Here is a 23,058-nt window from a genome sequence, read left to right as displayed (position 1 = left end):
TATCATAAAACGCTGCAAGCGTTGCACAAACACATTATATAACGCATTTGTTGCAACGCTTGCAGCGTTTCCTCACTATCCCCTTATACTATTTTCCAATATTTCTATTTTCCCCTGCTTCAAGAGTCTCCCCACAGCTCTCTTAAACGCCGCCTTACTCATACCGAATTCCTGTTTGATCTTCTCCGGATCTGCCTTATCAGTAAAGGGAAGCTCCCCGCCATACCGATTGATCGCCTCAAGAATTTTCTCCGCATCTTTATCCATCTGCTCGGGAATCTTTGCCCTTATGCTCAGATCCAATTTGCCGTCCTCTTTTACTGCTGTCACCCGCGCCGTGATCTCCTGTCCGACCCGCAGATTTCCAAAAACTTCTTTCCTTGGGAGCAGGGCAGAATACATATGATCCACCGCTACAAAAACGCCAAATTCTTTACTTGTGTCATAAATGATCCCCGTCACTTGATCATCTTTTTTGTAAGGAGAATCTGTCCGCAGAAGAGGATATACTTTCATTGTGGCGCACAGTCTCTCACTCTTGTCGATATACAGACTGACAAGACAGGCATCTCCTTTTTTTACTTTTGCCGTCTGTTCTTTGAAAGGCAGGAATAAGTCTTTTTCCAGTCCCCAGTCTAAAAATGCCCCCATTCTTCCTACATCCGCCACCTCAAGAACGGCTAATTTCCCCAACGTGATCTTAGGTTCGTTGGTCGTCGCGATCCATCTGTCTGCAGAATCTTTATATAAAAATACTTCCACAGGATCCCCCGGTTCCACCCCTTCCGGAACCTGTTTTTTCGGCAGCAAAACTCTCTGTTCTTCATTTCCCAGATATACCCCGAAGTCTACTTTTTTCACCACGGTCAGCATCTGTTTTTCTCCTAATCGCATCTATATCCTCCTCTCATTTCCCTTTAGTTCTACAACTGCATATGGTTTGCTGTCTGCCGTACACAATTCTACTACTGTCCTGTCTGCTTCAAAGGCTACTTTAGGATAGATCATATCGCCATAAACGGCAGATTTTTTATAATCTACCCGCAGCTGATGTACGGGTGTATCCTCCGGTATGACTTCCAGAGCCATCTGCACATACTGGCAGTTATTTACATGCTCATTTGTATCAATATGATATTTTCTCACTGGAAATGGTTCCAGGCTCTTGCATTCCTGGGGTATTTTAATTTTTCTCCCTTCATACTCCATATCCAGAGGTGCCTCTGTCCCATAAGGAAGGATGTCGTCTTCCTCTGGACGAGCCGGACGTCCCTTCTCTATATCCATGAATACCCATATAGAATTTGCACAGGCGATTCTTTTGCCTGTTTCATCCTGCATGAAAAAATTACGGTTCCCATACAATCCTTTAAACTCCGTAGCAAACGTCCCTGTCGTAATCTTCTCAGCCAGTTTTGGGAAACGTTCTACCACAACCTGCCAGTATGACAGTACCCAGGCTTTCTTCTTTTCTCTTAAAGCTTTCATCCCAAGCCCTAGGCTTTCTGACTGAAAGGTACTGCAGTCCTGGAAATAGTTGATCAATGCCGGCAGGGTCATAGTGCCCTGATGGTCTATTTCACTGTAGCGTACTCTACTGTCAAACGTATACATGCGTTTTTCCTTCTTTCTTTTCTCTTAGCATTCCAAATTTTCTTTTATTCTTTTGCGACATAATTATAATCCACCGTGATCACACACTGATAACGGGGATCTAACTTCTGTAATTTTTCCATTAGTTCCAAGGGAATCCGGTTGCGTCTGTCTTCGTCGTATTCGATCGGGATCACCATATCAAAGATTAGGTTGGTCTGTTCTTCTCCATGTACCATACGGAAATCATGGATACTGCATGCAGGATCCACCTCTTTTAGCAGTTCTTCTGTTTTTTTCCTTAGGATAAGCACTTTCTCGTCTTTCATCTCCACAGGATCCATATGGATCACAAGGAAAATGTCCATCTTTTTCGCGGCGTCCCGTTCAATCCTGTCGATGATCTCATGAGACTGCTCAATATCCACATCATTGGGCACTTCTGCATGGATAGACGCCATACTTCTTCCCGGTCCGTAATTATGTACGATCAGATCATGTGTACCTTCTATTCCATCATAACTCTCCACAAACTTTTTGATCTTCCCATAGACTTCCGGATCAATAGCTTCCCCTATCAGCGGTTCCAGCGTATCCTTCGCGATCCCAATACCTGCCCACATGACCACCAGAGCTACGCCGACTCCTATAAAACCATCTATATTGATCTGCGTGAAGCCGAAAACGATAAGGGAAAGGATCGTAGCGCTCGTTGTGACCACATCTCCCATAGAATCCGCAAATACCGCTTTCATCACCTTTGAATCGATCTTTTCACCCAGTTTCCTGTTAAACAGTCCAAGCCACAATTTCACACCGATAGACAAGACCAATATCAGTACAGATACGATCTGAAATTCCAACTCTGCCGGATGCAGAATCTTCCCAAAGGAATCTTTCAAAAAGGTGAACCCTACCTGCAGGATCAGAAAAGCCACTACCAAGGCCGCTATGTATTCCATTCTTCCATGCCCAAATGGATGGCTCTGATCTGCCGGCTTACTGGCTATCTTCACTCCGATAAAACTGATCACAGAAGATCCCGCATCGGACAGATTATTAAAGGCATCTGCCGTAACGGAAACACTCCCCGTCAAAATACCGATGATAAACTTCACTCCAAACAAAAACACATTACAGAAGATGCCCACAATGCTGGCGAGCACTCCATATGCCGTCCGCACGGACACCTTCTCTACTTCTTTATAATCTTTTACAAAATGTCTGACTAAAAATTCTGTCATTTATCGTCTCCCCAGAAATACCATTTGATCCGAAACTTCGTCTCTGCTGTGATCTGAGAATATTCCTCCTCCGTTAGTACATTTTTTAATTTTTTCTTTCCTTCATCCGGCAGCACCGCATTCGTCGTATCTAGAAAGCATAGATCCGGATACAGAACACACCACCAGTTATGCCCTTTGGCATTTCCAATCTCTAGCCTGAGCGCCTCATAGTTGCCCGCCGGAAATGTCACATCCCCATATGTCTTATCTGGGAAATAGCAGGTCGTCACTGCGGCGCTCACGGTATCGTCCGAACCGTTTTCCAAAAGAGTCTTTTTACTGATCTCTTCCAGTTCATCCGTGTGCCTCCTAAGCCAGCCTGCCGTCTCATCTACGTCAAGCGCCTTGGGAAGCTCGCCTTCCATCCATTTAAGCACTGCATCCCGCACTTTCAATTTAAGTTCCTGGTCTCTTTGACTGTCACTGTTTGCCAGAACATGGAATCTCAAGACCTCCTCTGCAAGATGTTCCTGTCTCTTTGCCGCTTCCGCCGTCCGCGTTCTGCCTATAGCCGCCGCAGTCACGATCGTAGCAATTAAGATAGCCAGAAAAAAAATCAACTGATTTGCATGTTTCTCTATATACGTTCTGTCCATATGTATTCTCCTTCCATCTAACTGATATAAAGAGTATGGACATATCTGCTGTATTTATACAAAAATATCTCTTACTTGTGACGCAGCGTGTCTGCCACTGTCTCTACCTGATTGTCAATATGCTGGCTTGTGATCTTCGTTGCCCGCTCATGTTCTCTGTTTGCGATTGCCTGGATGATATCCTGATGTTCTGCTAAAAGCCGCGGATAATACTCTTTCTTTTTCAAATACTCGATTCTGTATCGGTACATCTGCTCCCGCAAATTATTCAAGAGCTGGATGAGTCTCTGATTCTCTGTCGCCATATAGATAATATCATGAAACGCAACATCCGCCTCTGCTATTTTTGTAATGTCTTCACTGTCCAGCACAGACGCAAAGTTTTTTGCCGCCTGCTGCAACTTGTGTATTCCCTGCTTATCAATTCTGTCACAGGCGAGCTGTACGGCCAATTCTTCAAGTGCGCAGCGCACCTCTAGTACATCTCGCAGATTTTTTTCTGTGATTTCCGCGACTTCCGCTCCCTTTCGCGGGATCATCAAAACAAGTCCTTCCAGTTCCAATTTTCGGATTGCTTCCCGAATGGGCGTGCGGCTTACGCCCAGCTTATTTGCCAATTGGATCTCCATTAGTCTCTCTCCAGGTTTTAACTCTCCGCGCAAGATAGCCTGTCTCAATGTATTAAACACAACGTCTCTTAAAGGAAGATACTCATTCATTGTTACTTCAAATTTCGGTTCCATCCTGCTTCCCCCTTACTCCGTGTATATTCGTCACAAACACCTGCTTTGCCAGTGCTTTTTCCCTGATCCTTGCCTGTGCTTTTCTTGCATCTGCCCGATTCTCAAACAATCCGAACACAGTAGGACCACTGCCACTCATCATAGCATTGAGCGCTCCACATGCCTGCATCTCTTCTTTTATTTTATCGATCACCGGATACATCGGTATAGTCACGTCTTCCAGCACATTCCCCATGCAGGAAGCGACCCGGCGAAGCGAGCCCTGTTCCAGTCCCTGTATCAAACCATCAATATCAGGATGTACAAGAATCTCTTTCGCATCCAATGCCTCATATACCATTTTTGTAGACACGCTGACCGGCGGTTTTGCGATCAACACTGTACATTTGGGCATAGCCGGAAGTTTATGCAGCTGTTCACCGATCCCCTCGGCCAGTACCGTCCCACGCATAATGCAGTAGGGAACATCTGCTCCTAATTTTACGCCTCTTTCCATCAGCTCTTCCTGTGTCAAATGCAACGCAAACAGGCGGTTCATTCCAAACAGTACTGCCGCCGCGTTAGAACTGCCGCCTGCCAGCCCTGCTGCCACAGGTATATGCTTATTCAGTCCGATCTTCACGCCCTGACTGATATCGAACTCCTCCAACAACATTTGTGCCGCCTTATAAGCGATATTACTGCTGTCCGTCGGAAGAAAATGCAGATTCGTCTCCAGAAATATACCGCTTTCTTCTGTTTTTTCTATCTTCACATCATCATACAGATAAATCGACTGCATGATCATGCGCACGTCATGATAACCGTTTTCCCTTTTTCCAAGTACATCCAGCCCAAGATTGATCTTGGCAAGCGCTTTTAACTCTATCTGTCTCATCTAGCTTCCTCCGTCTTGTACTTTTCAGATCCTGTCTGTTATCGTTTGTTTTTCTTTGTATCTTGTATACATAATACTTATAGTATACTCATATTTTCTTTAAAAATCAACAGCTTATCTCCTGCTTTTATCGTATCTGATTCTAATGCGTTGACCTCTTTGATCCCTTCCACCGTCGTCATATATGTTTTTGCCAGATCCCACAGTTCATCTCCTGCTTTGACGATATAGCCCACGATCCCCGGACGGTTTTCCATCGCTTCGGCATCTGTCTCTATCAGATGTGCCTCTGTGATGACCTGCATAGGAATCGGTTTTCTAAGGAAGACATCAAATGCAAGAACAGCCTTTACTTCTACAGCTTCACTTCCTGCTAATGTTACCAACAACTGTTCTACATGATAGGATAAATTATATCTCACATCCTCTGGGATCCCCGGACATTCCATAAGGTAAGAAAACGGGATCATTCCCTGCCAGCTGCCAAACGGTATATTGTCGTCCGCACGCAGATATAAAAACGACAGATGTAAAATCCCCTCTATCCGTAACCCCTCATCTGTTTTTTCTATATGCTCTGTCTGAATATTTCCTTCGCTATGGCATATCTGCAGCACATTATCTTTCAATTCCGGAAGTTCAAGACGTTCCCCGATCTTACATTTAGAATGATTCTGCATCAGGAGTTCCTCGTATACTACTTCCCTCGTCTCAAACTCACATTTTTTCTCTAGTGCGTACATATCAGCAAGCAATTCCATTTCCTCTTCCTCATAGATATTGAGCCGAAGATTGATGGTACCCTCAATCCCTAAGATCCGCATTTCTCCATCTTCATCCATACGGACATCTACCAGCGTATCTTCCAACGTATGCTGCACGTGATAATACATGCCTTCTTCTACTCCGTCGCAGGCAAGACGCCCTTCAAAAGGAACACTTTGTTCTATCCAGTCTGTCTTTTCATCCTCTGACAGATACAGGCAGAATACAAGCAGTTCTCCTTTTATCAGGAGAGCATCCATCTCCGGTCTGATCTCTAACTTTCTGCTGCTTATACTGGATACGAGCAGTACGCCTATGCTCTCTTTTGTACCGGGCAGTGTGATCTCTTCTTTTATTCTGTATGTATCTTTTTTAGTCGTATTGAGTTTTAGAAGATTTACCGATTTCATTTTTTTATAGATCGGCACTGTACTCTCTGCATCAACAGTTGTCTCCTCGTCTTCTAACTTCTCTTTTCCTATCTCCATCTCAATCATTACATGCAATCCGATTTTTCTGGAATTTACCACAGATACTGTGAACTCATCCCGGATATTTTCGATATAATAGTTTGCTCCCTCCTCATTCTCCGCATATACCATTTCCTCGAAAGGGAGTTTGCCTTCCAACACCCCCGGTCTTGCTTCCATTGCATCTGTCAAATATAAGATCTGGAAATAAAACTTCCCTGTGACTCGGATATAATTTTCCACCATCCGAATGTCTTCCACCTTGATCGTTCCTATATTTTGAATGATCTGCCGCACATCCTCTTTTGCGTCCGGCACATTATAATCTTCATCCAGCACAAACTGGTCAAACGTATGCTTTCCTTCCTGATTATAATGTATCTGCTTTTTTATCAGTTCCATACTTGCCTCCTTAATCAAACATCACATTCTTTTCTATATATTTAAGCTGTACGACCACATAAGGAAATGTGGCTGCTTCTTTTGTCTGTTCTCCTTTCTCCGGTCCAAGCAGGTTGGTATGTATATAAACAGCATTCTCCGTCTCATAAAGCGCCAGGACCTCTACACTGTATCCCGTTTTTTTCTGTGCTCCATATCCTTGTGCGATATACAAGTATCCCTGATCCGCATAGGTAAGTTTAAATGGCTTTGATTTATTTTCTTCGATCATCTCTTTTAACTCCTCCGGCACCGCCTCCTTATCCAATACTGTAAATGAAAGATCCTGTAATTTTTCTGTTTTCTGTATCCGGGATACACACCCCGTCAGAAAAAGCACCGCCAGGAAGAAAAGCCATATATACTTACATGTTTTCTTTCCCATCTCCATTCTCCGCGGCATATTTTCTCTATTATCATATTAAAAAAACAGCAGGATTATACCCTGCTGTCAAAAGATTTTTCTTCTTTATATCTATTCTGCCGCAGCATTGATCGCTGCGATTGCCCCGTCTGCAACTGCTGTGGCTGCCTGGCGCACTTGTTTTGCTCGGATATCCCCTGCCGCATATACGCCCGGCAGATTTGTACCCATTTTTTCATCCGTCACAATATAGCCGTCTGCAAGGGTAATATCTCCGTATAGTCCGGTGTTGGGCACGGCGCCCGCATAGACAAAGATTCCGCATCCATCGTCTTCTATCGTTTCCACATGCCCATCCCGTTCTCCTCTGATCTCTAGTTTTTCCACATGTTCCTTACCATATACAGCCTGCAGTCTAAAGCCCGTACGCACACATATATTCGGCGTCTCTTTTATTTTATTTAAAAATTCCGGAATACAGCCCAGGCGTTCCTCAAAATGGAGAATCGTCAATTTCTTTGCAAACTGCGCCAGATATAGTGCTTCTTTTACAGCGCCGTCCGCACCTCCTACAACATATATATTCTTGCCGGTATAGTTTTTTCCGCATTTCGCAGCGTTCATACCAATCCCTCTGCCTGCCAATTCTGTTTCTCCAAGGATATGGAGCTTTCTCGGAGTAGTGCCGTTTGCAAGAATTACCTTTTTAGCCTCGTAACGTCCCTTTTCTGTATAAATTTTCTTTATGGTTCCGTTTAGTTCTGCCCTTGTTACATTTTCATACCGGATTTCCACTCCTGCATGCAAAGCCTGCTCTTTCATACGCTCTGCAAAAGAAGATCCCGTCTCATTTGGAAGCAAAGCAGAGTAATGTGTGACTGTAGATACTTTTCCGATCACACCTCCCACTGCTTCCTTTTCCAGCAATACTGTTCTTTTTCCTCTGCTCACCGCATAAATGCCTGCGCTGATGCCTGCCGGTCCTGCTCCGATTATAAGTATATCGTAGACCATCATCCTCATCCTTTCCTTTTTCATTTTCCTCTTGTTCTTCCATATGTTTCCTATATCTGTTTTTTATTATACGCCTCCTTATCATAATGTAAAATTATATAAATTTATTTTATAATAATATATAATTATGCTTGAAAAGCATCTATATTTACGTTACTATTGTTTTAAATGTGACATTTTTAAAGAAAAGAGGATGTATGAAATGTTTCGTTTTATCTGTATTGTGATTTTTCTCGTACTCTATCTCATCTTATCGATCCCTGTATTTCTGGCAGAGTGGATCATCGGAAAGTGCAGCCGTAAAAAGAGAGACTACAGCTCCCTGCGTATCGTGCAGTGGGGATTTAAAATGATCCTAAAAATGACCTCCGTTCAGACAACGATCATCGGAGAAGAAAATATCCCGGATGAACCTGTACTTTTTATCGGCAACCACAGAAGTTTCTTTGATATTCTGCTTACATACAGTCGCTGCAAGCGTCTCACCGGCTATGTGGCCAAAAAAGAGATGGAGCACATCCCGCTTTTGTCTACCTGGATGCGCTTTTTATATTGTCTCTTTCTGGACAGAGAAAATCCAAAAGAAGGGCTAAAAACAATCTTGACTGCAATCGACTATATCAAAAAAGGGATTTCTATCTGTATATTCCCGGAGGGTACAAGAAACAAAGGCGAAGAATTAAGTCTGCTCCCCTTCAAAGAGGGCGCCTTTAAGATTGCTACCAAGACAGGGTGCGCGATCATACCGATCTCCATGAACAATACAGCGGCAATTTTTGAGAATCAATTTCCCAAGATCAGAAAAGTCCATGTTGTGCTCGAATACGGCAAGCCTATTTATCCGGATGATCTCGATAAAGAGACTAAAAAGCATATCGGCAGTTATGTGCAGAATGTGATCCGGGAAACGATAGAGAAAAATGCGGAACTGGTGTAAAAGAACGGGTATCAATTTTTTGATTGATACCTGTTTTTTACTTTATATATATGCTATAATATGCGTCAAGGGCAAAGCCGCAGTAAGTGCGGCTCCCCGATTACTCTATGGCTGTCTGCCGCAAGACAGCTGGTTTTTATAAAAAAGGAGAAAATTATGAGTGCGCATAATCTGACATTACTGACAGACCTGTATGAACTGACCATGATGCAGGGGTATTTTGAGACACAGGAAAATGAAACGGTTGTCTTTGATGTATTTTTCCGTGAGAATCCAAACAAAAGCGGCTACTCCATCATGGCCGGCCTGGAGCAGGTCATCGAATATATCAAAAATCTGAATTTTTCCTATGAAGACGTAGACTATTTAAGAAAACTGGGAATCTTCAGCGAAGAGTTTCTGCATTATCTAAGTGGTTTTCATTTCAGTGGTAATATCTATGCAGTTCCCGAAGGAACGGTCATCTTTCCAAAAGAACCCATTCTCAAGGTCATTGCGCCTATTATGGAAGCGCAGCTTGTCGAAACCGCTATCCTAAATATCATCAATCATCAGTGTTTGATCGCTACCAAAACAGCCCGTGTTGTCTTTGCCGCACAAGGTGACGGTATCATGGAATTTGGTCTGAGAAGGGCACAGGGACCGGACGCCGGACTTTACGGTGCGCGCGCCGCTATGATCGGCGGCTGTGTCGGCACATCCAATGTCCTTGCCGGCAAAATGTTCGACGTACCTGTAATGGGAACTCATGCCCATAGCTGGATCATGAGTTTTAAAGATGAATACACAGCTTTTAAAGAATATGCAAGACTGTACCCCAATTCCTGTACACTTCTGGTGGACACCTATGATACTTTGAAATCCGGCGTTCCCAATGCGATCCGGGTATTTAAAGAAATGAAAGAGGCCGGCATAAAGCCCAAAAGCTACGGGATCCGTCTTGACAGCGGAGATCTGGCATATCTTTCTAAAAAAGCGCGTAAAATGCTGGATGAGGCAGGTTTTCCTGACGCTGTGATTGCCGCTTCCAACGACTTGGACGAATTACTGATCCATGATCTGAAAATGCAGGAAGCCGCTATCACTTCCTGGGGCGTAGGTACAAATCTGATCACCTCCAAAGACTGCCCGTCTTTCGGCGGTGTTTATAAGCTCGCTGCTATTCAAAATGAAAATGGGGAATTTGTGCCTAAAATCAAAATTTCAGAGAATACAGAGAAAATCACGAATCCCGGCAATAAGACCATATACCGCATCTATGATAAAGAAACCGGGAAAATCCGCGCCGATCTGATATGCTTTGCCGAAGAAACATATGATACCTCCGAAGAACTTCTTTTATTTGATCCAAATGCAACATGGAAGAAAACACGTCTGCCCGGAGGCAGCTATACAATGCGTGAAATTCTAAAACCTGTATTCATACACGGCGAATGTGTCTATACGTCTCCTTCTGTTATGGAGATCGCAGACTACTGCCGTCAGGAAAAAGATACTCTGTGGGATGAAACAAAACGATTATTTTATCCGCACAAGGTATATGTAGATCTGTCTCAAAGGCTCTACGATACGAAAACTAAACTGTTAGACTCTTTAAGTGTCTAGACTGGTAAATCTGGATCGATCAACACTCTGTATAAAGAAAGGAAACCATTATTATGAAAATCATTGTACTGGCAGGAGGCTTAAGCACGGAACGTGATGTTTCTCTTATGTCCAGCGCCGGAATCTGTAAAACATTATTAGAAAAGGGACATGACGCTTATCTGCTCGATGTATTTCTGGGACTAGAAACTCCACCTGACAATCTGGAGGATGTCTTTACTCTGCCCGGACACGGATTGGAGATTGCAGGAGGCATCCGCACTACAGAACCTGATATAGCGGCTGTCAAAGCCTCCCGTACCGACAAATCTGCATGTTTTATGGGTCCTAATGTCATTGAACTGTGCCGCATGGCAGACATTACCTTCCTGGGGCTGCATGGCGGAGAAGGTGAAAACGGTAAGCTCCAGGCAACTTTTGATCTTCTTGGAATTCGTTACACTGGTCCTGATTCTCTAGGCTGCGCCGTCGCTATGGATAAAGGTCTAACAAAACAAATATTCCTGCAGGCAGGAGTAGATACCCCCGGCGGAGGATGCCTGCACAAAAAGGATAAAGACAAGTCGCTCGCACGATTCGGGCTCTCTCTTCCAGTCGTTGTAAAACCTTGTTCCGGCGGTTCCAGTATCGGGGTATACATCGTACATACGGAAAAAGAATATGAAGAAGCGCTTCAAAATTCCTTTTGCTATGAAGAGGAAGTCGTTATAGAATCTTATATCAAAGGCCGCGAATTTGCCTGCGGCATCATCGACGGCAAAGCCTTGCCGCCTATTGAGATCATTCCCAAAACAGGATTTTTCGATTATGCCAACAAATATCAGGACGGCGCTTCTAAGGAGGTCTGTCCGGCCGATATCAGCCCTGAGATCGAAAAGAAAATGATGGAGCTGACTGTAAAAGCTTATCACGCGCTTAAATTAAATGTATACAGCCGAGCAGATTTTCTCTTAGATGAAGCAGGAGCACTGTATTGTCTTGAAATAAACACACTCCCCGGAATGACTGCCGCAAGCCTTCTGCCCAAAGAGGCAAGAGCAGCCGGCATTGAGTATGGAGATTTATGTGAACTGATCATACAGAAGTCTTTAGAAGCACGTTATATACCTTCTAACTGATACACACATCTATACTTTCCATTATACTTTCTATCTGAAAAGGAGGCTTACAATGGAACACTTTATAGAAACACATATTGCTACGATCACCTGTCTTCTTCTCGGACTTGTCATGTGTATCCTGGGATCCATATTTGCTTTTGGCAAAGCAAATATGGCGCGTTTTGTTTCCGGTTTTAATACGTTTACAGAAGAAGAACAGCAGCAGTATGACCGTGCACACATATGTCGTGATATTCGTAATCTCTACTTCCAGCTTGCCTTGCTTTTATTCGCAGGAGCCTTACTTACACTTATCCGGCAATGGATTGCCATTCCTATATTTTTGCTTTGGATCATCTGGTTTTTGAAAGATGTCCACTTAGATCGTAACAACGCCTTTGATAAATACAAACTTTTTTAATACTTTGTGCAGAACCATTAAAAGAAATGAACACAGAAGGGACTTAACCTTATGAAACATATGTCTTTAAAAGAAATTGCCGCCGCCTGCGGCGGTACCTATTTCGGCAGCCCCAAGACCGCTCTGAAAGAAGTCAAAAGTGTCGTGATCGACAGCCGAAAAGTCGAACAGGACAGCCTGTTTATCGCAGTAAGAGGAGCACATGCAGACGGACATGCTTTCATCCCGCAGGTGATGGAAGCAGGCGCTCTGTGCGCAGTATCAGAACACAAATTGGAACACGCAGATTTTCCCTATATTCTTGTCTCCTCCAGCCTGCAGGCCCTAAAAGATATAGCCGAACATTACCGCCGCTCCCTGGATATCAAAGTGATAGGCATCTCCGGCAGTGTGGGCAAAACAAGCACAAAAGAAATGATTGCTTCCATCTTGTCTCAGAAGTTCAATGTACTGAAAACCGAAGGCAATTTTAATAATGAGATTGGTCTTCCTCTTACTGTTTTTCGTTTGAAAGAAGAACATGAGATTGCTGTGCTCGAAATGGGGATCAGCGATTTTGGCGAAATGCGCCGCCTTGCAAAAGTTGCGCGTCCGGATATCTGTGTCTTTACCAATATCGGCTGCGCTCATCTGGAAAATCTAAAATCCCGTGACGGTATACTGAAAGCTAAAACAGAAATGTTAGAATATATGGATCCTTCCGGTGCCATTATAGTCAATGGAGATGATGATAAACTGAAAAGCTTTGTCCCTGCGAATGGGATTTCTCCGGTATATTTTGGTCTTGATGCCGCACTGCCTTATCATGCGGATCATATAGACGACCAGGGATTACACGGTACATCCGCAAGATTTTCCACCCCAGGCATATCCTTTCACGCCCATATCCGCATCCCCGGAGAACATATGGTATACAATGCGCTCGCAGGAATCGCTGTAGGACAGGCGCTTGGAATGAAAGAGGAGGAAATGATAAAGGGGATTGAAAGTTTAACGCCCCTTGCCGGAAGAAACCATCTGATCCAGACAGAATTCCTCTCGATCATCGACGACTGTTATAATGCGAATCCTGCCTCCATGAAATCTTCTCTTTCCGTACTTGCCAAGGCAGTCACTCGTACCGTTGCTATTTTGGGGGACATGTTTGAGTTAGGTCCTGCGATCAACGAAATGCATACGGAGGTAGGCGTTTACGCCGTACAAAACGGTATCCACGTCCTCATTTGTATAGGCGAACATTCTGCATATATGGCAAAAGGAGCAGAAAATTTTACTCACTCTGAAAACGCGAAAACAACTGTTTACTACTTTAAAACAAAAGCAGAATTTCTGGAAAAGGCCAATACGATCATTAAGAAAAATGATACGGTCCTCGTCAAAGCCTCCCATGGAATGGAATTTCCTGAAATTGTTGAACATTTAAGAGAAATGAGGTAAAAAGAATGGATTATCAGATGCTCGTCCTGGATCTTGACGGTACCCTGACTAACTCCAAAAAAGAACTTACTGAACCTACCCGTCAGGCGCTTCTTCATATACAGGAAAACGGCAAAAAAGTCGTTCTTGCAAGCGGCCGCCCCATCAATGGGGTCCTGCCGCTTGCCGAAAAATTAGAATTACAAAAATACGGAAGTTATATCCTTTCCTTCAATGGGGCACGTATCACCCAATGCTCCACAGGAAAGACCATCTATAACAAAATACTCCCTCCCGGAGTCATTGAGCCTATTTACCGGTTTATTCGAAATTTTCCCGGACTGGATATCGTTTCCTATGATGCAGATACCATTATTTCCGGTATCGCCCCAAACGAATATACACAAACGGAAGCCTTCATTAATAAAATGGAGGTACGTGTGGCGGACGACTTTCCCTCTGCCTTGTCTTTTCCTGTAAATAAGCTCTTGATCCCCGGCGAACCTGCTGTTTTGGAAACATGTATGTCCCAATTAAAAGCGCAATATCACAGCTTCTTAAATATTTATCGCTCCGAACCATTTTTCCTGGAAATCATGCCGCAGCATATTGACAAGGCATATTCCCTACAGAAATTACTAAACAGTATCGGACTGACAGCGGAACAGATGGTCTGCTGCGGCGACGGTTATAATGATGTTTCCATGATTGAATATGCCGGATTGGGCGTCGCTATGGAAAATGCGCAGTCTATCGTAAAAGACAGCGCAGATTTTATCACCCGATCCAATGATGAAGACGGGATACTCCATGTCATTCAGACATTTATGCAGTAAATAGAAATTTAATTGACGAACTGCCTTATAGAGAAAAGGTAAAATTTATATAGAAGGTACGCAAAGAAACACTATGTCAGAACACAGGACAGGACCCGCTTTACCTCATCCGTTCGAGTGGTTCTAAGCACAGAACATCGACGTGTCCATTGGAACACGCAGATGTACTGCGCTAAGAACCAGGCGAACTGTATTCGGAACGCTCCTGTCAATGCCCTGCTTATCTGACATAGTGTTTCTTCGCTGTCTCTTCCAATCAGAAGTTTCACTCTACTATCAGAAGGCAGATTCCTCAATTAAATTTCAGAAAAAAAGACGACCTCACGTTGCTACAGACTTCCAAACAGAAGTGTTTTTTGCCTTCTGGCGGAAATGCGCAGCAGCGTGAAGTCAATTTTTTTAAACAGAAACATGAACTTAAGCGGCGAAAGTGCATGCATGAAATGTATGTTTTGCGTGAGCGAGGAATTTCGGCAAAGCCCTGACGAGCGATGCAAAATACACATTTCATGCGCCCTTTTGCCATTTGACTTCATATTTCTTTTGTCAGTTAAATTTATATTTATTTTTGTTGTAGTCTATACTCTGTTGTGTTAAGGTAAGAGTCTCTTTTAGATGCGCATCTAGAAAAAAAAGTTTTGTGTTTTTCCAAAAGCACCGTCTGATGATCTGCTCTATACAGATCATTCTGTTTTATCCGGTTGCCGGATCATCAATATATCCGGATCTTTATCCGGGATATTCGCAAACATTTACCCAAAGAAACAAAATCACATATTTGTGCCGGAGAAATTTTACGTCACAGGCTATTTAGGGAAAAGTGTTGTAAACCGGCAGGCTTTTCCCTATAATGAAAGGAGAAAAGTACAGATGAAACTAAAACAAAAGCCATTGAAGGATTTGAACCTGCTGGATCGTTTTTTATTCGCGCAGGCGGCGGACGACCCGGATACCATGCGGGATATACTGGAGATCATCTTAGGGAGAGAGGTTGTATTAAAACTGCTGCCCCAGACGGAGAAGGAACAGCGCTCCCATCCTTTAAACCGTTATGTGCGGCTGGATGTATGGGCCATGGATGAAGAGGACACGGTATATAATACAGAAGTCCAGAAAGAGAACACGGGAAACCTTCCGAAACGGAGCCGCTTCTATCAGGCGCTGATCGACTCGAATCTGTTGGCTCCGGGGGAGGTGGGCTTTCAGAAGTTAAATCCCGTGTATATCATCCTGATCTGTCCCTTTGACCTGTTCGGATACGGACTGTACCGCTATACCTTCCGTATGCAGTGTGAGGAAGTACCGGAGCTTTCGTTAAAAGACGACGCTGTCCGTATCTTCCTCAATACCCATGGAACGAATACCGAAGGGGTGTCAGAAGAACTGGTAGAACTCCTCAAGTATATGGAGCACACCACAGAAGAAGTGAGCAGGACCTGTGCCAGTGAGCGGATCCATAACATCCAAAGACGCATCCGGGCGATCAAATCCAGTGAAAAGATCGGAGTGAGATATATGCAGGCTTGGGAAGAAAAGATCATGGAACAGAATAAGGCGCGTGAGGAAGGGCATGCAGCCGGAATCTTAGAAGGCCGTGCTTCCGGATTGAAAGAAGGCCGCGCTTCCGGATTAAAAGAGGGGCTGGCACAGGGAGCACTGAAAAAATTACAGGAACAGATAGAAAAGAAAGTTCAAAAGGGATATTCCGCTGAGGATATAGCGGAAATGCTGGAAACGGATATAGAAACTGTCCGGGAATTCCTGAGGAAATAAAATTTCAGAAAAAACGACTTCACACTGCTACAAAATTCCAAACAAAAGTGTTTTTTACCTCTCATCGGAAATACACAGCAGCGTGAAGTCGATTTTCTTAAACAGAAATCATTGTTTCAATAACCAGGAAATTTTCTCCTTTTGCTTCTGGAAAATGATAGAAATGACTTTCCGGATCTGCCTCTTCCCATTTTTTGATTTCCTGTGGCGGTTCTGCTGTATGCTTGATATTGACCTGTTCTCTGTCCCTTGGCGTCTCAAAATAGGAAAATAAAATATTTTCATGCAGGGAGATCATCTGATAGCGGTCTCCCACAAGCAGTCCTTCGTTTACGATCGCCTGATGATGGCAGACATAGGAAAATAATTTATCAGGATACAACACCGCAATTCTTCCGCAACACTTATCCGGTTTTTCTTTTCGTTTCCATGTCTCCAGATCTTTCGGTGTATCAAACCAGAATACCGGATACATATACGCCCATTTCTTTTCACCTGTTATTTCCGGCCATGTATGAAGAAATGGCGCCATCTCAGTAAACCACAATTCCGGAAGCTGCTCTATATATTTTTGCCCTTCGCATACTTCTTTCGCTGCATCTGTCTCTGTATCTACGATACATTCCATATATAAAAACAACATATTCTTATACCGGAACATACCGCCTGTGAGCAGTTTCTCTTTCTGTACTTCTTTCTCCATTTTTAAACGGCAGGAAAGAACTGCTTTCTGCAATTCTTTCTCTGCAATATCTGTTTTTAACGCTGCTCGGTACTGTGCACGGATGACCTGTTTCATTGTGCGCCTCCCTTTTCTCTGCTTTCTTTTCTGACGTGCCTCTTTTATCCTAGTATTCTTTCACGCATACTTGTGCGTCTTTGCACTGCACAAGCTCTGTAAGCGGATATTCTTTATAGCAGCCCTCTCTTCTTACCTTTCCGCTGACGGACAAATCTTTCACACTGCGCGCATAAACTGCCGGTATATCATGAGGATATACATTTCTGACAGATGGCTGTTCATCAAACAGATCAGCTTTCTGTGTCCCCTGGCTTCTCATTGTCAGATCCATGTTTTCGATCGTCACATTTTCTATCTCACATTCCGGTTCCCCTGCGATAAATAAAGCCGCTTCTACTGTCATATAGATATGATCAAAAGAAATATTCCGGATATATCCCGGATGTTCACCTTTTCTTCTCGGCGTAGCGCTGATAAATACAGGTTCGCCTTTTCCCCACCAACGCGGAGCGAACGCTCTCTTCGGACAATCCGCATAGCGTTTTGTATTTCCTGACACATGGTGCACATGAATATCTTCGATCACTGCGCCGTCGCGCACCCAGATGCCCACGCCTCTTGAGCAGTCTCTGAACACGCAGTCACTCAACATGACATGCCGGATAGCCTCACATGTCTCCGTTCCTACTTTTAGTGCTGAATCATGAGAATACAGCACGCAGTTACTGATCGTAACATTCTCACAAGCTCCATATTTTTTCGCCATCGGCGCAGAATTTTTCACAACGATCGCGTCATCTCCTGCTTTCACGATACAGTTCGTGATCACCACATCCTGGCATGTATCCGGATCAATCCCGTCGTTATTTGCGCCTCTGACATCATTTAAAATGCGGATCCCATCTACAATAACATGACGGCAGCCTGCCATATGCAAGGTCCAAAATGCCGCGTCCTGAAAAGTCACGCCCCGTACAGTCAGATTCTCAATATCTTCAAAAAATGTGGTCCGCGGACGTTCTTCTATCCTCACATTCTTAGGGCACTCATGGAGACCTTCATCCGCGTTATCGTCATAAAATACCTTATCCCCTTGTCCGTAAATGATTCCTGCACCTGTAATACTGATATTTTTCTCATGGAAGGCACACAAGAAACATCCGCCTTCCCACCCGATATCTTCATTCGGATCATCTACATTCCTCGCAAAATCAATGATATCCTCTTTGTTCAGGCTGCTGATCAAAACACTTCCTTCTTCCAGATGCAGTGTTACATTGCTTTTCAGAACAATCGTACCGCTCAAAAAATGTCCGCTGGGCACGACAACTCTTCCGCCGCCTGCCACTGTACATTTATCTATTGCATCCTGAATTGCCTTTTGATTGTTCGTAACGCCGTCAGCCACAGCGCCAAATTCTGTAATGATATAATCCATATCTATCCTCCTATATATGTATTAATTCATGCTTTTCATAATCAAAATACGTGCCGTCCAACATATTTGCCAGTGTGTTCACTCTTACTAGTTCGATCTCATTGTATCCCTGTTTTACAAACGCTCTCCTACAATTCCATTGGTAAGGAGTAAATGCGCGTACTCCCAATGATTCTCCGTTTAATTTTACTTCCAGGCAGTCCATGCAGGAATCTCCAAAGTCAAATGACAGTACAAATTCTTCCGGCAGTTCCTCTGGGTGAAGTACGATTTTTTGTTTCAGCGTCATTTTGCCGCTGTAATATGGAAAGCCTTTTATGTAATGGCTGTTAAAGACTGCTTCCTTCGGCAGACTAGTCAGCGTGTGCTTCTCACTCACGCCGAATTTTCCCAATACATACAGAGGATCACGCAGTCCGTCTTCTTCTTTTTGTGCCGTCACAGAAACTTCCAGTATATTCTCGCCTTGTTTTACATAATCCGTTATATTGATGAGCCGGTTATTTTCATCATTGATAAAGCGATGATAAAACTGCTCTTTGTCCAGTTCTTTCCCATTGATCTTTATCTGCCATTCACCGGTGATCGCCCGTCTGTCCAGTAAAAGTTCTATCCATTCTGTTTTCTCTTCCATCTCAAATGCAGTACGGTACGTAACGGACAATGGGAGATTCATATGGATATGTTTCGGCGTTCCGAATGTACTCTCATACTTGTAATCATCCTTTCCAAGAAGCGGAAATGCCGCCGCCTGTTCGATCAACGTCATCGGTTCTGTCTGATACCAATTTTCTCCATCTCTTGAAATAGAAAATTTTGCAAGTCGGTACACATTCAGTCCAGATAAACTGACCTCGAACGGCTGCTCTGTGGAGATGACCAGCTTTTTCTTCTCCGGTGCTTCCGGCGTCTCTGTCTTTTCTTCATGCACCGGTTTGAGACATAAATATTTGCTCTGGTATGGATGAAATTCTACAGTCTTCTCTGTTTCCAGCTTTCCTCTCGCTTTTACCGTTCCTTCTTCTATGGACAATTCCTCTACCGCAAATTTCGTGCCGGCTCTATTTTTTATAACTGCATGCGCACATCTCTTGCCCTGATTTACCAGAGACAGATATAGCTTTCCCTCTTCGTCCTTTCGTATGGACGTGATGAAATTTTTCCTTTCTTTCTCATCTGCCAACACAACCTCCAAAGGTTCCTGCGCGATGGTTCTTACTTTCTTTATAAACTCCGCTTCAATACCTGCACTTTGCAGGCTTCCCTCTGCTTCCAAAAATGTTACCTGCTGCGGATATGCATTAAGAAGACGCAGCCACATATCTGCCGCTTCCCTGTCGCTTGTCTCTTTATCCAAGGACAAATAGGGAAGATTGCCAAGAAAGAGCATATATCCTCCCGCTTCTACGAATTCTTTAAGCTTCATAAAAGCAGCTTTTTCATAAAACAATGCCGGCGGCACAACTACGATCTTATACGCAGCATTCCCCATTTTCAGTTTTCCGTTCTCTACCACAAAATCCGGAAGCATCTCGGAATCCAAATGATTAAACTGAAACTGATGCAAAAGAAGTGTTTTCGTCGTAAAGACCCAATTATCACGCAGCATGTCGCACTGTTTCTTTTCTTCTTCCGACTCTCCCATGTATGGAAAACCCTGGAACGGATTGCCAAGAAGCGCCCATAGACTAGGAAGCGGATCCAGCACGGCAATCTCCGTATTTTCTTCTGTGGCTGTGACATAAGCACTCAGTCTCGCTGCATAATCCGCCAATTTGCGGTAATGTTCCCAATACGGATTCTGATAGAATTGGGACGGCGGCGCGTCATGTTTATGGATAGATTCAATCGTATAATAAAAAGCATGAAATACATACAGATTAATGCCGCTCGCCGCCAGACGATCCAGCATCCATTTCGCATCCTGCAGCGTCATTGTCCAGCCCACACTGTGGAAACTCTCGATTAGGCATTGTTTCCTGCCAAGCTGCCGTGCCAGAGAAGCAACTGCATTTGCGCTGTAGCGAAACGCACACAGATATTTTTCATAGATCCATTCCAGCTCTCTTCCTGCCTTCTCATGCGCGGTATCGCCTCCGGGAATATGACTGTAACGCTGTGTGGACAGACGCATAAACGGTACTTCTGTACAATACTGTATTCCTTCTGCATCGCACCAGTCTGCAATCTGTTTGTGATAGCTTTCTACAAAAATCTGATGGATCACGTCATATAGATCATAGCGTATCCTGTATGCTCCCTCCCAGGACGGATCAGACAAAGCAGGCAGATTTTCCAGTATGGAATATCCTTTTCTTTCCTGAAATGCCTCTGGCAGTCTGTCTGTCCAAGGGATTGGACTTAGCATCCCTACCTCGTCAGAAAAGATCCCTTTAACCTGTGCAGGCAGATCTCCTCCCAATGCTTCTTTATAGGCATCATGGGTCAGATGAATAAATGTCTCCACTGCATCTTTGTGACAAGGATCAAAATAGCCTCCATAAAACTTAAAGTCTCCCATCGGTTTCTGATAAAAGACTTCCACTGTCCATTCCCCTTCCGGCAGTATGACAGAAAGGACGCTCTGAGGCCCCGCAGAAAAGAACCGTTTATTATTATACATGGTAAGTCCTGTGATCTGATAGATTTCCTCTGTCTGCAGTACGCCGATATCTTTTGTAAGATCAATGCCTGCATCCCAATCTGGGGCTCCGTTCCGTACCGGGAATGCCTTTGCGTAGAGTATGTCCCCATTTTCAAACTCCTTGCTGATCTCCGTCTGTCCTGCCGCATCAAATCGTTCATGGCACAAAATCTTATGTTCGGCTTCGGGATGCAGCTTTAAAACTTCTCCGCCTCCCATACCACTCGGATATGGGTATTCATCATACAGCCACGCTTCGAGTCCGTATGCTTTTGCTCTATCACATGCATATTTTACGAGAGAAAACCATTTTGCTGAAAGATAAGGCACCGTCTGTCCCTGACGCGGAGACAGATAAAACCCTCCGATCCCTTTCTCATACATTTCTTTTATCTGCTTCTCTATTCCTTCTTCTGTAATATCCCCGTTCCAGAACCAGAATGGTTTCACTCTGTAGAATACGCCCGGATCTTCAAATTCTTTCAACCAGTCCATTCCTTACTTTCCTTTCCTATACTGTTATTTTTCTTTATTCGCAATATCAAAAGGCGTTTTTACATCTCTGTATCTTTATAGAATGTGGGAGGTCTAGTCTTGCTAAACCTCCCACAACTTTCGGCTGATATAACCTCATGCCGCTGCTTGCTCAGATATTTCTTATTTACTTACGACATTTTCATCATATGTCTTTTTCAAAGCTGTCATCTGCTCTGCCCATTTGTCCAGATATTCCTGTGCTGTTTCATTTCCAAGGAGTACATTCTGGAAATCTGTTGCCTGTGTATTTGTATGCAGATCAAAGTATCCTGTTACTTCTACCGGAAGTGTCGCAATCTTTGTCTCTGGGTTTAAAAGCATATCTGCCGCTGCTTTAACCGGTGCAGAATTTTGTACCCACTCATCTGCCAGTGCTTCTTTGTTACATGGAATAGAACCAAGTTTCTCATTGTACAAACTGTTTCCGGCATGGTCTGCTAAATAGCTGATAAATTTATAAGCTTCTTCCGGATGTTCAGAATTCTTGAATACAGACAAGGAAGCCACGCCGTTAGAAACCATAACGCTGGAACCATCTTCTGCTTTTAAGTCAATCGCTGCGCCGAATTTACCTTCTCCCAATGTATCTCTGTGCTGTCCGTAAGAACCAATGTTATGGAAGATCATAGCCGCAGAACCGGAATCAAATGCAGAGATCATTTCTGTACTTGCATTTGTAATATCACTTTCTGGTGTATATTTATTATAAAGTGCTGCGAATTTCTCCAGGAATTCTACATGTTTTGGATCATTAATCGTAGAATTTCCATCTTCGTCAAACATTTCTGTGATTCCGGAATACTGATACAGCATCTGCTCTAACTGCTGTGAACTTCCAGCGCCGCCGCGGATAGAGAAGCCGTATACGCCATTTTCTTTATCTGTCAGTTTTTCTACATATTCGAATACTTCATCCCAGTTTGTCGGAGCTTTCAGTCCTGCCGCATCCAACAACTCTGTGTTGTACCACAATGCCGGCGGAACTACATAAAATGGAAGACTGTACAATTTTCCGTCCGGAGCTGTGTTCTTCATACTGTCTACGAATGTATCCAGAAGCATGTCGCTGTCTCCATAATACTCATCAAGTGGAGCCAGAGCATCCTGGATAACGAAATCATTCATCCAGTACTGATAGATTACACCACAATCCGGTGTAGAATTAGACTGAATTGCTACATCATATTTAGATTTTGCCTGATCGGATGGCAATGGAACATATTTTACTGTGATGTCTGGATTTTCTTTTTCAAAATCTTCTATCAACTGGGTATAAACTTCTGTATGGATCGTATCTGCGTAATTGTCCCAGAATGTAATTTCAACTTTTCCATCGCTGCTCTTGGATGAGTCATCTTTGCCTTTGGATGAATCGCTTCCGCATCCTGCAAGAAGAGTCATTCCCATAGCACATGTCATTAATACTGCTACTAATCTCTTTTTCATTTCTTTACCTCCGT

The 23,058-nt window shown here is 43.7% G+C and carries 20 protein-coding genes; 7 read left to right on the top strand and 13 right to left on the bottom strand.

Annotated elements, in window-relative coordinates:
* Positions 1 to 75 precede the first annotated feature (75 nt).
* The 9 genes from WKT01_RS07805 to WKT01_RS07765 all read right to left on the bottom strand — a co-directional run bounded on the left by WKT01_RS07805 (position 76) and on the right by WKT01_RS07765 (position 8,149).
* Positions 76 to 894, bottom strand: a complete 819-nt coding sequence (locus tag WKT01_RS07805) for a CvfB family protein (RefSeq protein ID WP_059066459.1) — start codon at positions 892 to 894, stop codon at positions 76 to 78.
* Entirely contained in the window at positions 895 to 1,614 is a 720-nt protein-coding gene (locus WKT01_RS07800) for an acyl-[acyl-carrier-protein] thioesterase (RefSeq protein ID WP_059066458.1), read from the bottom strand.
* A gap of 44 nt (positions 1,615 to 1,658) precedes the next feature.
* On the bottom strand, positions 1,659 to 2,837 hold the full coding sequence (locus WKT01_RS07795; RefSeq protein ID WP_117974506.1) for a cation diffusion facilitator family transporter: 1,179 nt from the start codon (positions 2,835 to 2,837) through the stop codon (positions 1,659 to 1,661).
* Positions 2,834 to 3,475 (bottom strand): stage II sporulation protein R, encoded by a 642-nt coding sequence (gene spoIIR, locus WKT01_RS07790; protein WP_059066456.1) that lies wholly within the window; start codon positions 3,473 to 3,475, stop codon positions 2,834 to 2,836. The genes WKT01_RS07795 and spoIIR overlap by 4 nt, the downstream gene beginning before the upstream one ends.
* Before the next feature lie 71 nt (positions 3,476 to 3,546).
* Positions 3,547 to 4,218 (bottom strand): GntR family transcriptional regulator, encoded by a 672-nt coding sequence (locus WKT01_RS07785; RefSeq protein ID WP_059066455.1) that lies wholly within the window; start codon positions 4,216 to 4,218, stop codon positions 3,547 to 3,549.
* A complete protein-coding gene (gene ispE, locus WKT01_RS07780; protein WP_059066454.1) occupies positions 4,202 to 5,095 on the bottom strand; it encodes a 4-(cytidine 5'-diphospho)-2-C-methyl-D-erythritol kinase in 894 nt (297 codons plus the stop codon). The genes WKT01_RS07785 and ispE overlap by 17 nt, the downstream gene beginning before the upstream one ends.
* 77 nt (positions 5,096 to 5,172) lie before the next feature.
* On the bottom strand, positions 5,173 to 6,732 hold the full coding sequence (locus tag WKT01_RS07775; protein WP_059066453.1) for a DUF3794 and LysM peptidoglycan-binding domain-containing protein: 1,560 nt from the start codon (positions 6,730 to 6,732) through the stop codon (positions 5,173 to 5,175).
* A 10-nt stretch (positions 6,733 to 6,742) separates the two neighbouring features.
* Entirely contained in the window at positions 6,743 to 7,156 is a 414-nt protein-coding gene (locus WKT01_RS07770; RefSeq protein ID WP_059066452.1) for a protease complex subunit PrcB family protein, read from the bottom strand.
* Between the two features lie 90 nt (positions 7,157 to 7,246).
* Complete coding sequence (locus WKT01_RS07765) at positions 7,247 to 8,149, bottom strand: NAD(P)/FAD-dependent oxidoreductase (protein ID WP_059066859.1); 903 nt, start codon at positions 8,147 to 8,149, stop codon at positions 7,247 to 7,249.
* Positions 8,150 to 8,351: 202 nt separating this feature from the next.
* Here WKT01_RS07765 and WKT01_RS07760 point away from each other — a divergent pair, with 202 nt between their 5' ends.
* From WKT01_RS07760 to WKT01_RS07730, 7 genes are all read left to right on the top strand, one after another.
* A complete protein-coding gene (locus WKT01_RS07760) occupies positions 8,352 to 9,086 on the top strand; it encodes a lysophospholipid acyltransferase family protein (protein WP_059066451.1) in 735 nt (244 codons plus the stop codon).
* Between the two features lie 156 nt (positions 9,087 to 9,242).
* A complete protein-coding gene (locus tag WKT01_RS07755) occupies positions 9,243 to 10,691 on the top strand; it encodes a nicotinate phosphoribosyltransferase (protein ID WP_340311909.1) in 1,449 nt (482 codons plus the stop codon).
* 53 nt (positions 10,692 to 10,744) lie between these two features.
* Complete coding sequence (locus WKT01_RS07750; protein ID WP_340311908.1) at positions 10,745 to 11,809, top strand: D-alanine--D-alanine ligase family protein; 1,065 nt, start codon at positions 10,745 to 10,747, stop codon at positions 11,807 to 11,809.
* Between the two features lie 52 nt (positions 11,810 to 11,861).
* Positions 11,862 to 12,212: a DUF3784 domain-containing protein gene (locus WKT01_RS07745; RefSeq protein WP_340311907.1), complete on the top strand. Its 351-nt coding sequence runs from the start codon at positions 11,862 to 11,864 to the stop codon at positions 12,210 to 12,212.
* 51 nt (positions 12,213 to 12,263) lie between these two features.
* Positions 12,264 to 13,649 (top strand): UDP-N-acetylmuramoyl-tripeptide--D-alanyl-D-alanine ligase, encoded by a 1,386-nt coding sequence (locus tag WKT01_RS07740; protein ID WP_340311906.1) that lies wholly within the window; start codon positions 12,264 to 12,266, stop codon positions 13,647 to 13,649.
* Positions 13,650 to 13,654: 5 nt separating this feature from the next.
* The gene (locus tag WKT01_RS07735) at positions 13,655 to 14,464 is read left to right on the top strand and encodes a Cof-type HAD-IIB family hydrolase (RefSeq protein WP_340311905.1); all 810 of its coding nucleotides are present in this window, start codon (positions 13,655 to 13,657) and stop codon (positions 14,462 to 14,464) included.
* 870 nt (positions 14,465 to 15,334) lie between these two features.
* The gene (locus WKT01_RS07730) at positions 15,335 to 16,237 is read left to right on the top strand and encodes an Rpn family recombination-promoting nuclease/putative transposase (protein WP_340311904.1); all 903 of its coding nucleotides are present in this window, start codon (positions 15,335 to 15,337) and stop codon (positions 16,235 to 16,237) included.
* Between the two features lie 97 nt (positions 16,238 to 16,334).
* Here WKT01_RS07730 and WKT01_RS07725 read toward each other — a convergent pair whose 3' ends face one another.
* The 4 genes from WKT01_RS07725 to WKT01_RS07710 all read right to left on the bottom strand — a co-directional run bounded on the left by WKT01_RS07725 (position 16,335) and on the right by WKT01_RS07710 (position 23,044).
* On the bottom strand, positions 16,335 to 17,036 hold the full coding sequence (locus WKT01_RS07725) for a hypothetical protein (RefSeq protein WP_340311903.1): 702 nt from the start codon (positions 17,034 to 17,036) through the stop codon (positions 16,335 to 16,337).
* A 49-nt stretch (positions 17,037 to 17,085) separates the two neighbouring features.
* Positions 17,086 to 18,417, bottom strand: a complete 1,332-nt coding sequence (locus WKT01_RS07720; protein ID WP_270395026.1) for a glycoside hydrolase family 28 protein — start codon at positions 18,415 to 18,417, stop codon at positions 17,086 to 17,088.
* A 10-nt stretch (positions 18,418 to 18,427) separates the two neighbouring features.
* Positions 18,428 to 21,556: a glycosyl hydrolase gene (locus WKT01_RS07715; protein WP_340311901.1), complete on the bottom strand. Its 3,129-nt coding sequence runs from the start codon at positions 21,554 to 21,556 to the stop codon at positions 18,428 to 18,430.
* A gap of 162 nt (positions 21,557 to 21,718) precedes the next feature.
* Positions 21,719 to 23,044, bottom strand: a complete 1,326-nt coding sequence (locus WKT01_RS07710; RefSeq protein ID WP_117974502.1) for an ABC transporter substrate-binding protein — start codon at positions 23,042 to 23,044, stop codon at positions 21,719 to 21,721.
* Positions 23,045 to 23,058: the final 14 nt, after the last annotated feature.

Source organism: Mediterraneibacter sp. ICN-202921 (genome assembly GCF_037890075.1).
Lineage (GTDB): Bacteria > Bacillota > Clostridia > Lachnospirales > Lachnospiraceae > Mediterraneibacter > Mediterraneibacter massiliensis.
Note: the sequence above shows the minus strand (reverse complement) of the source record. Positions and strands in the feature narration are given on the sequence as shown.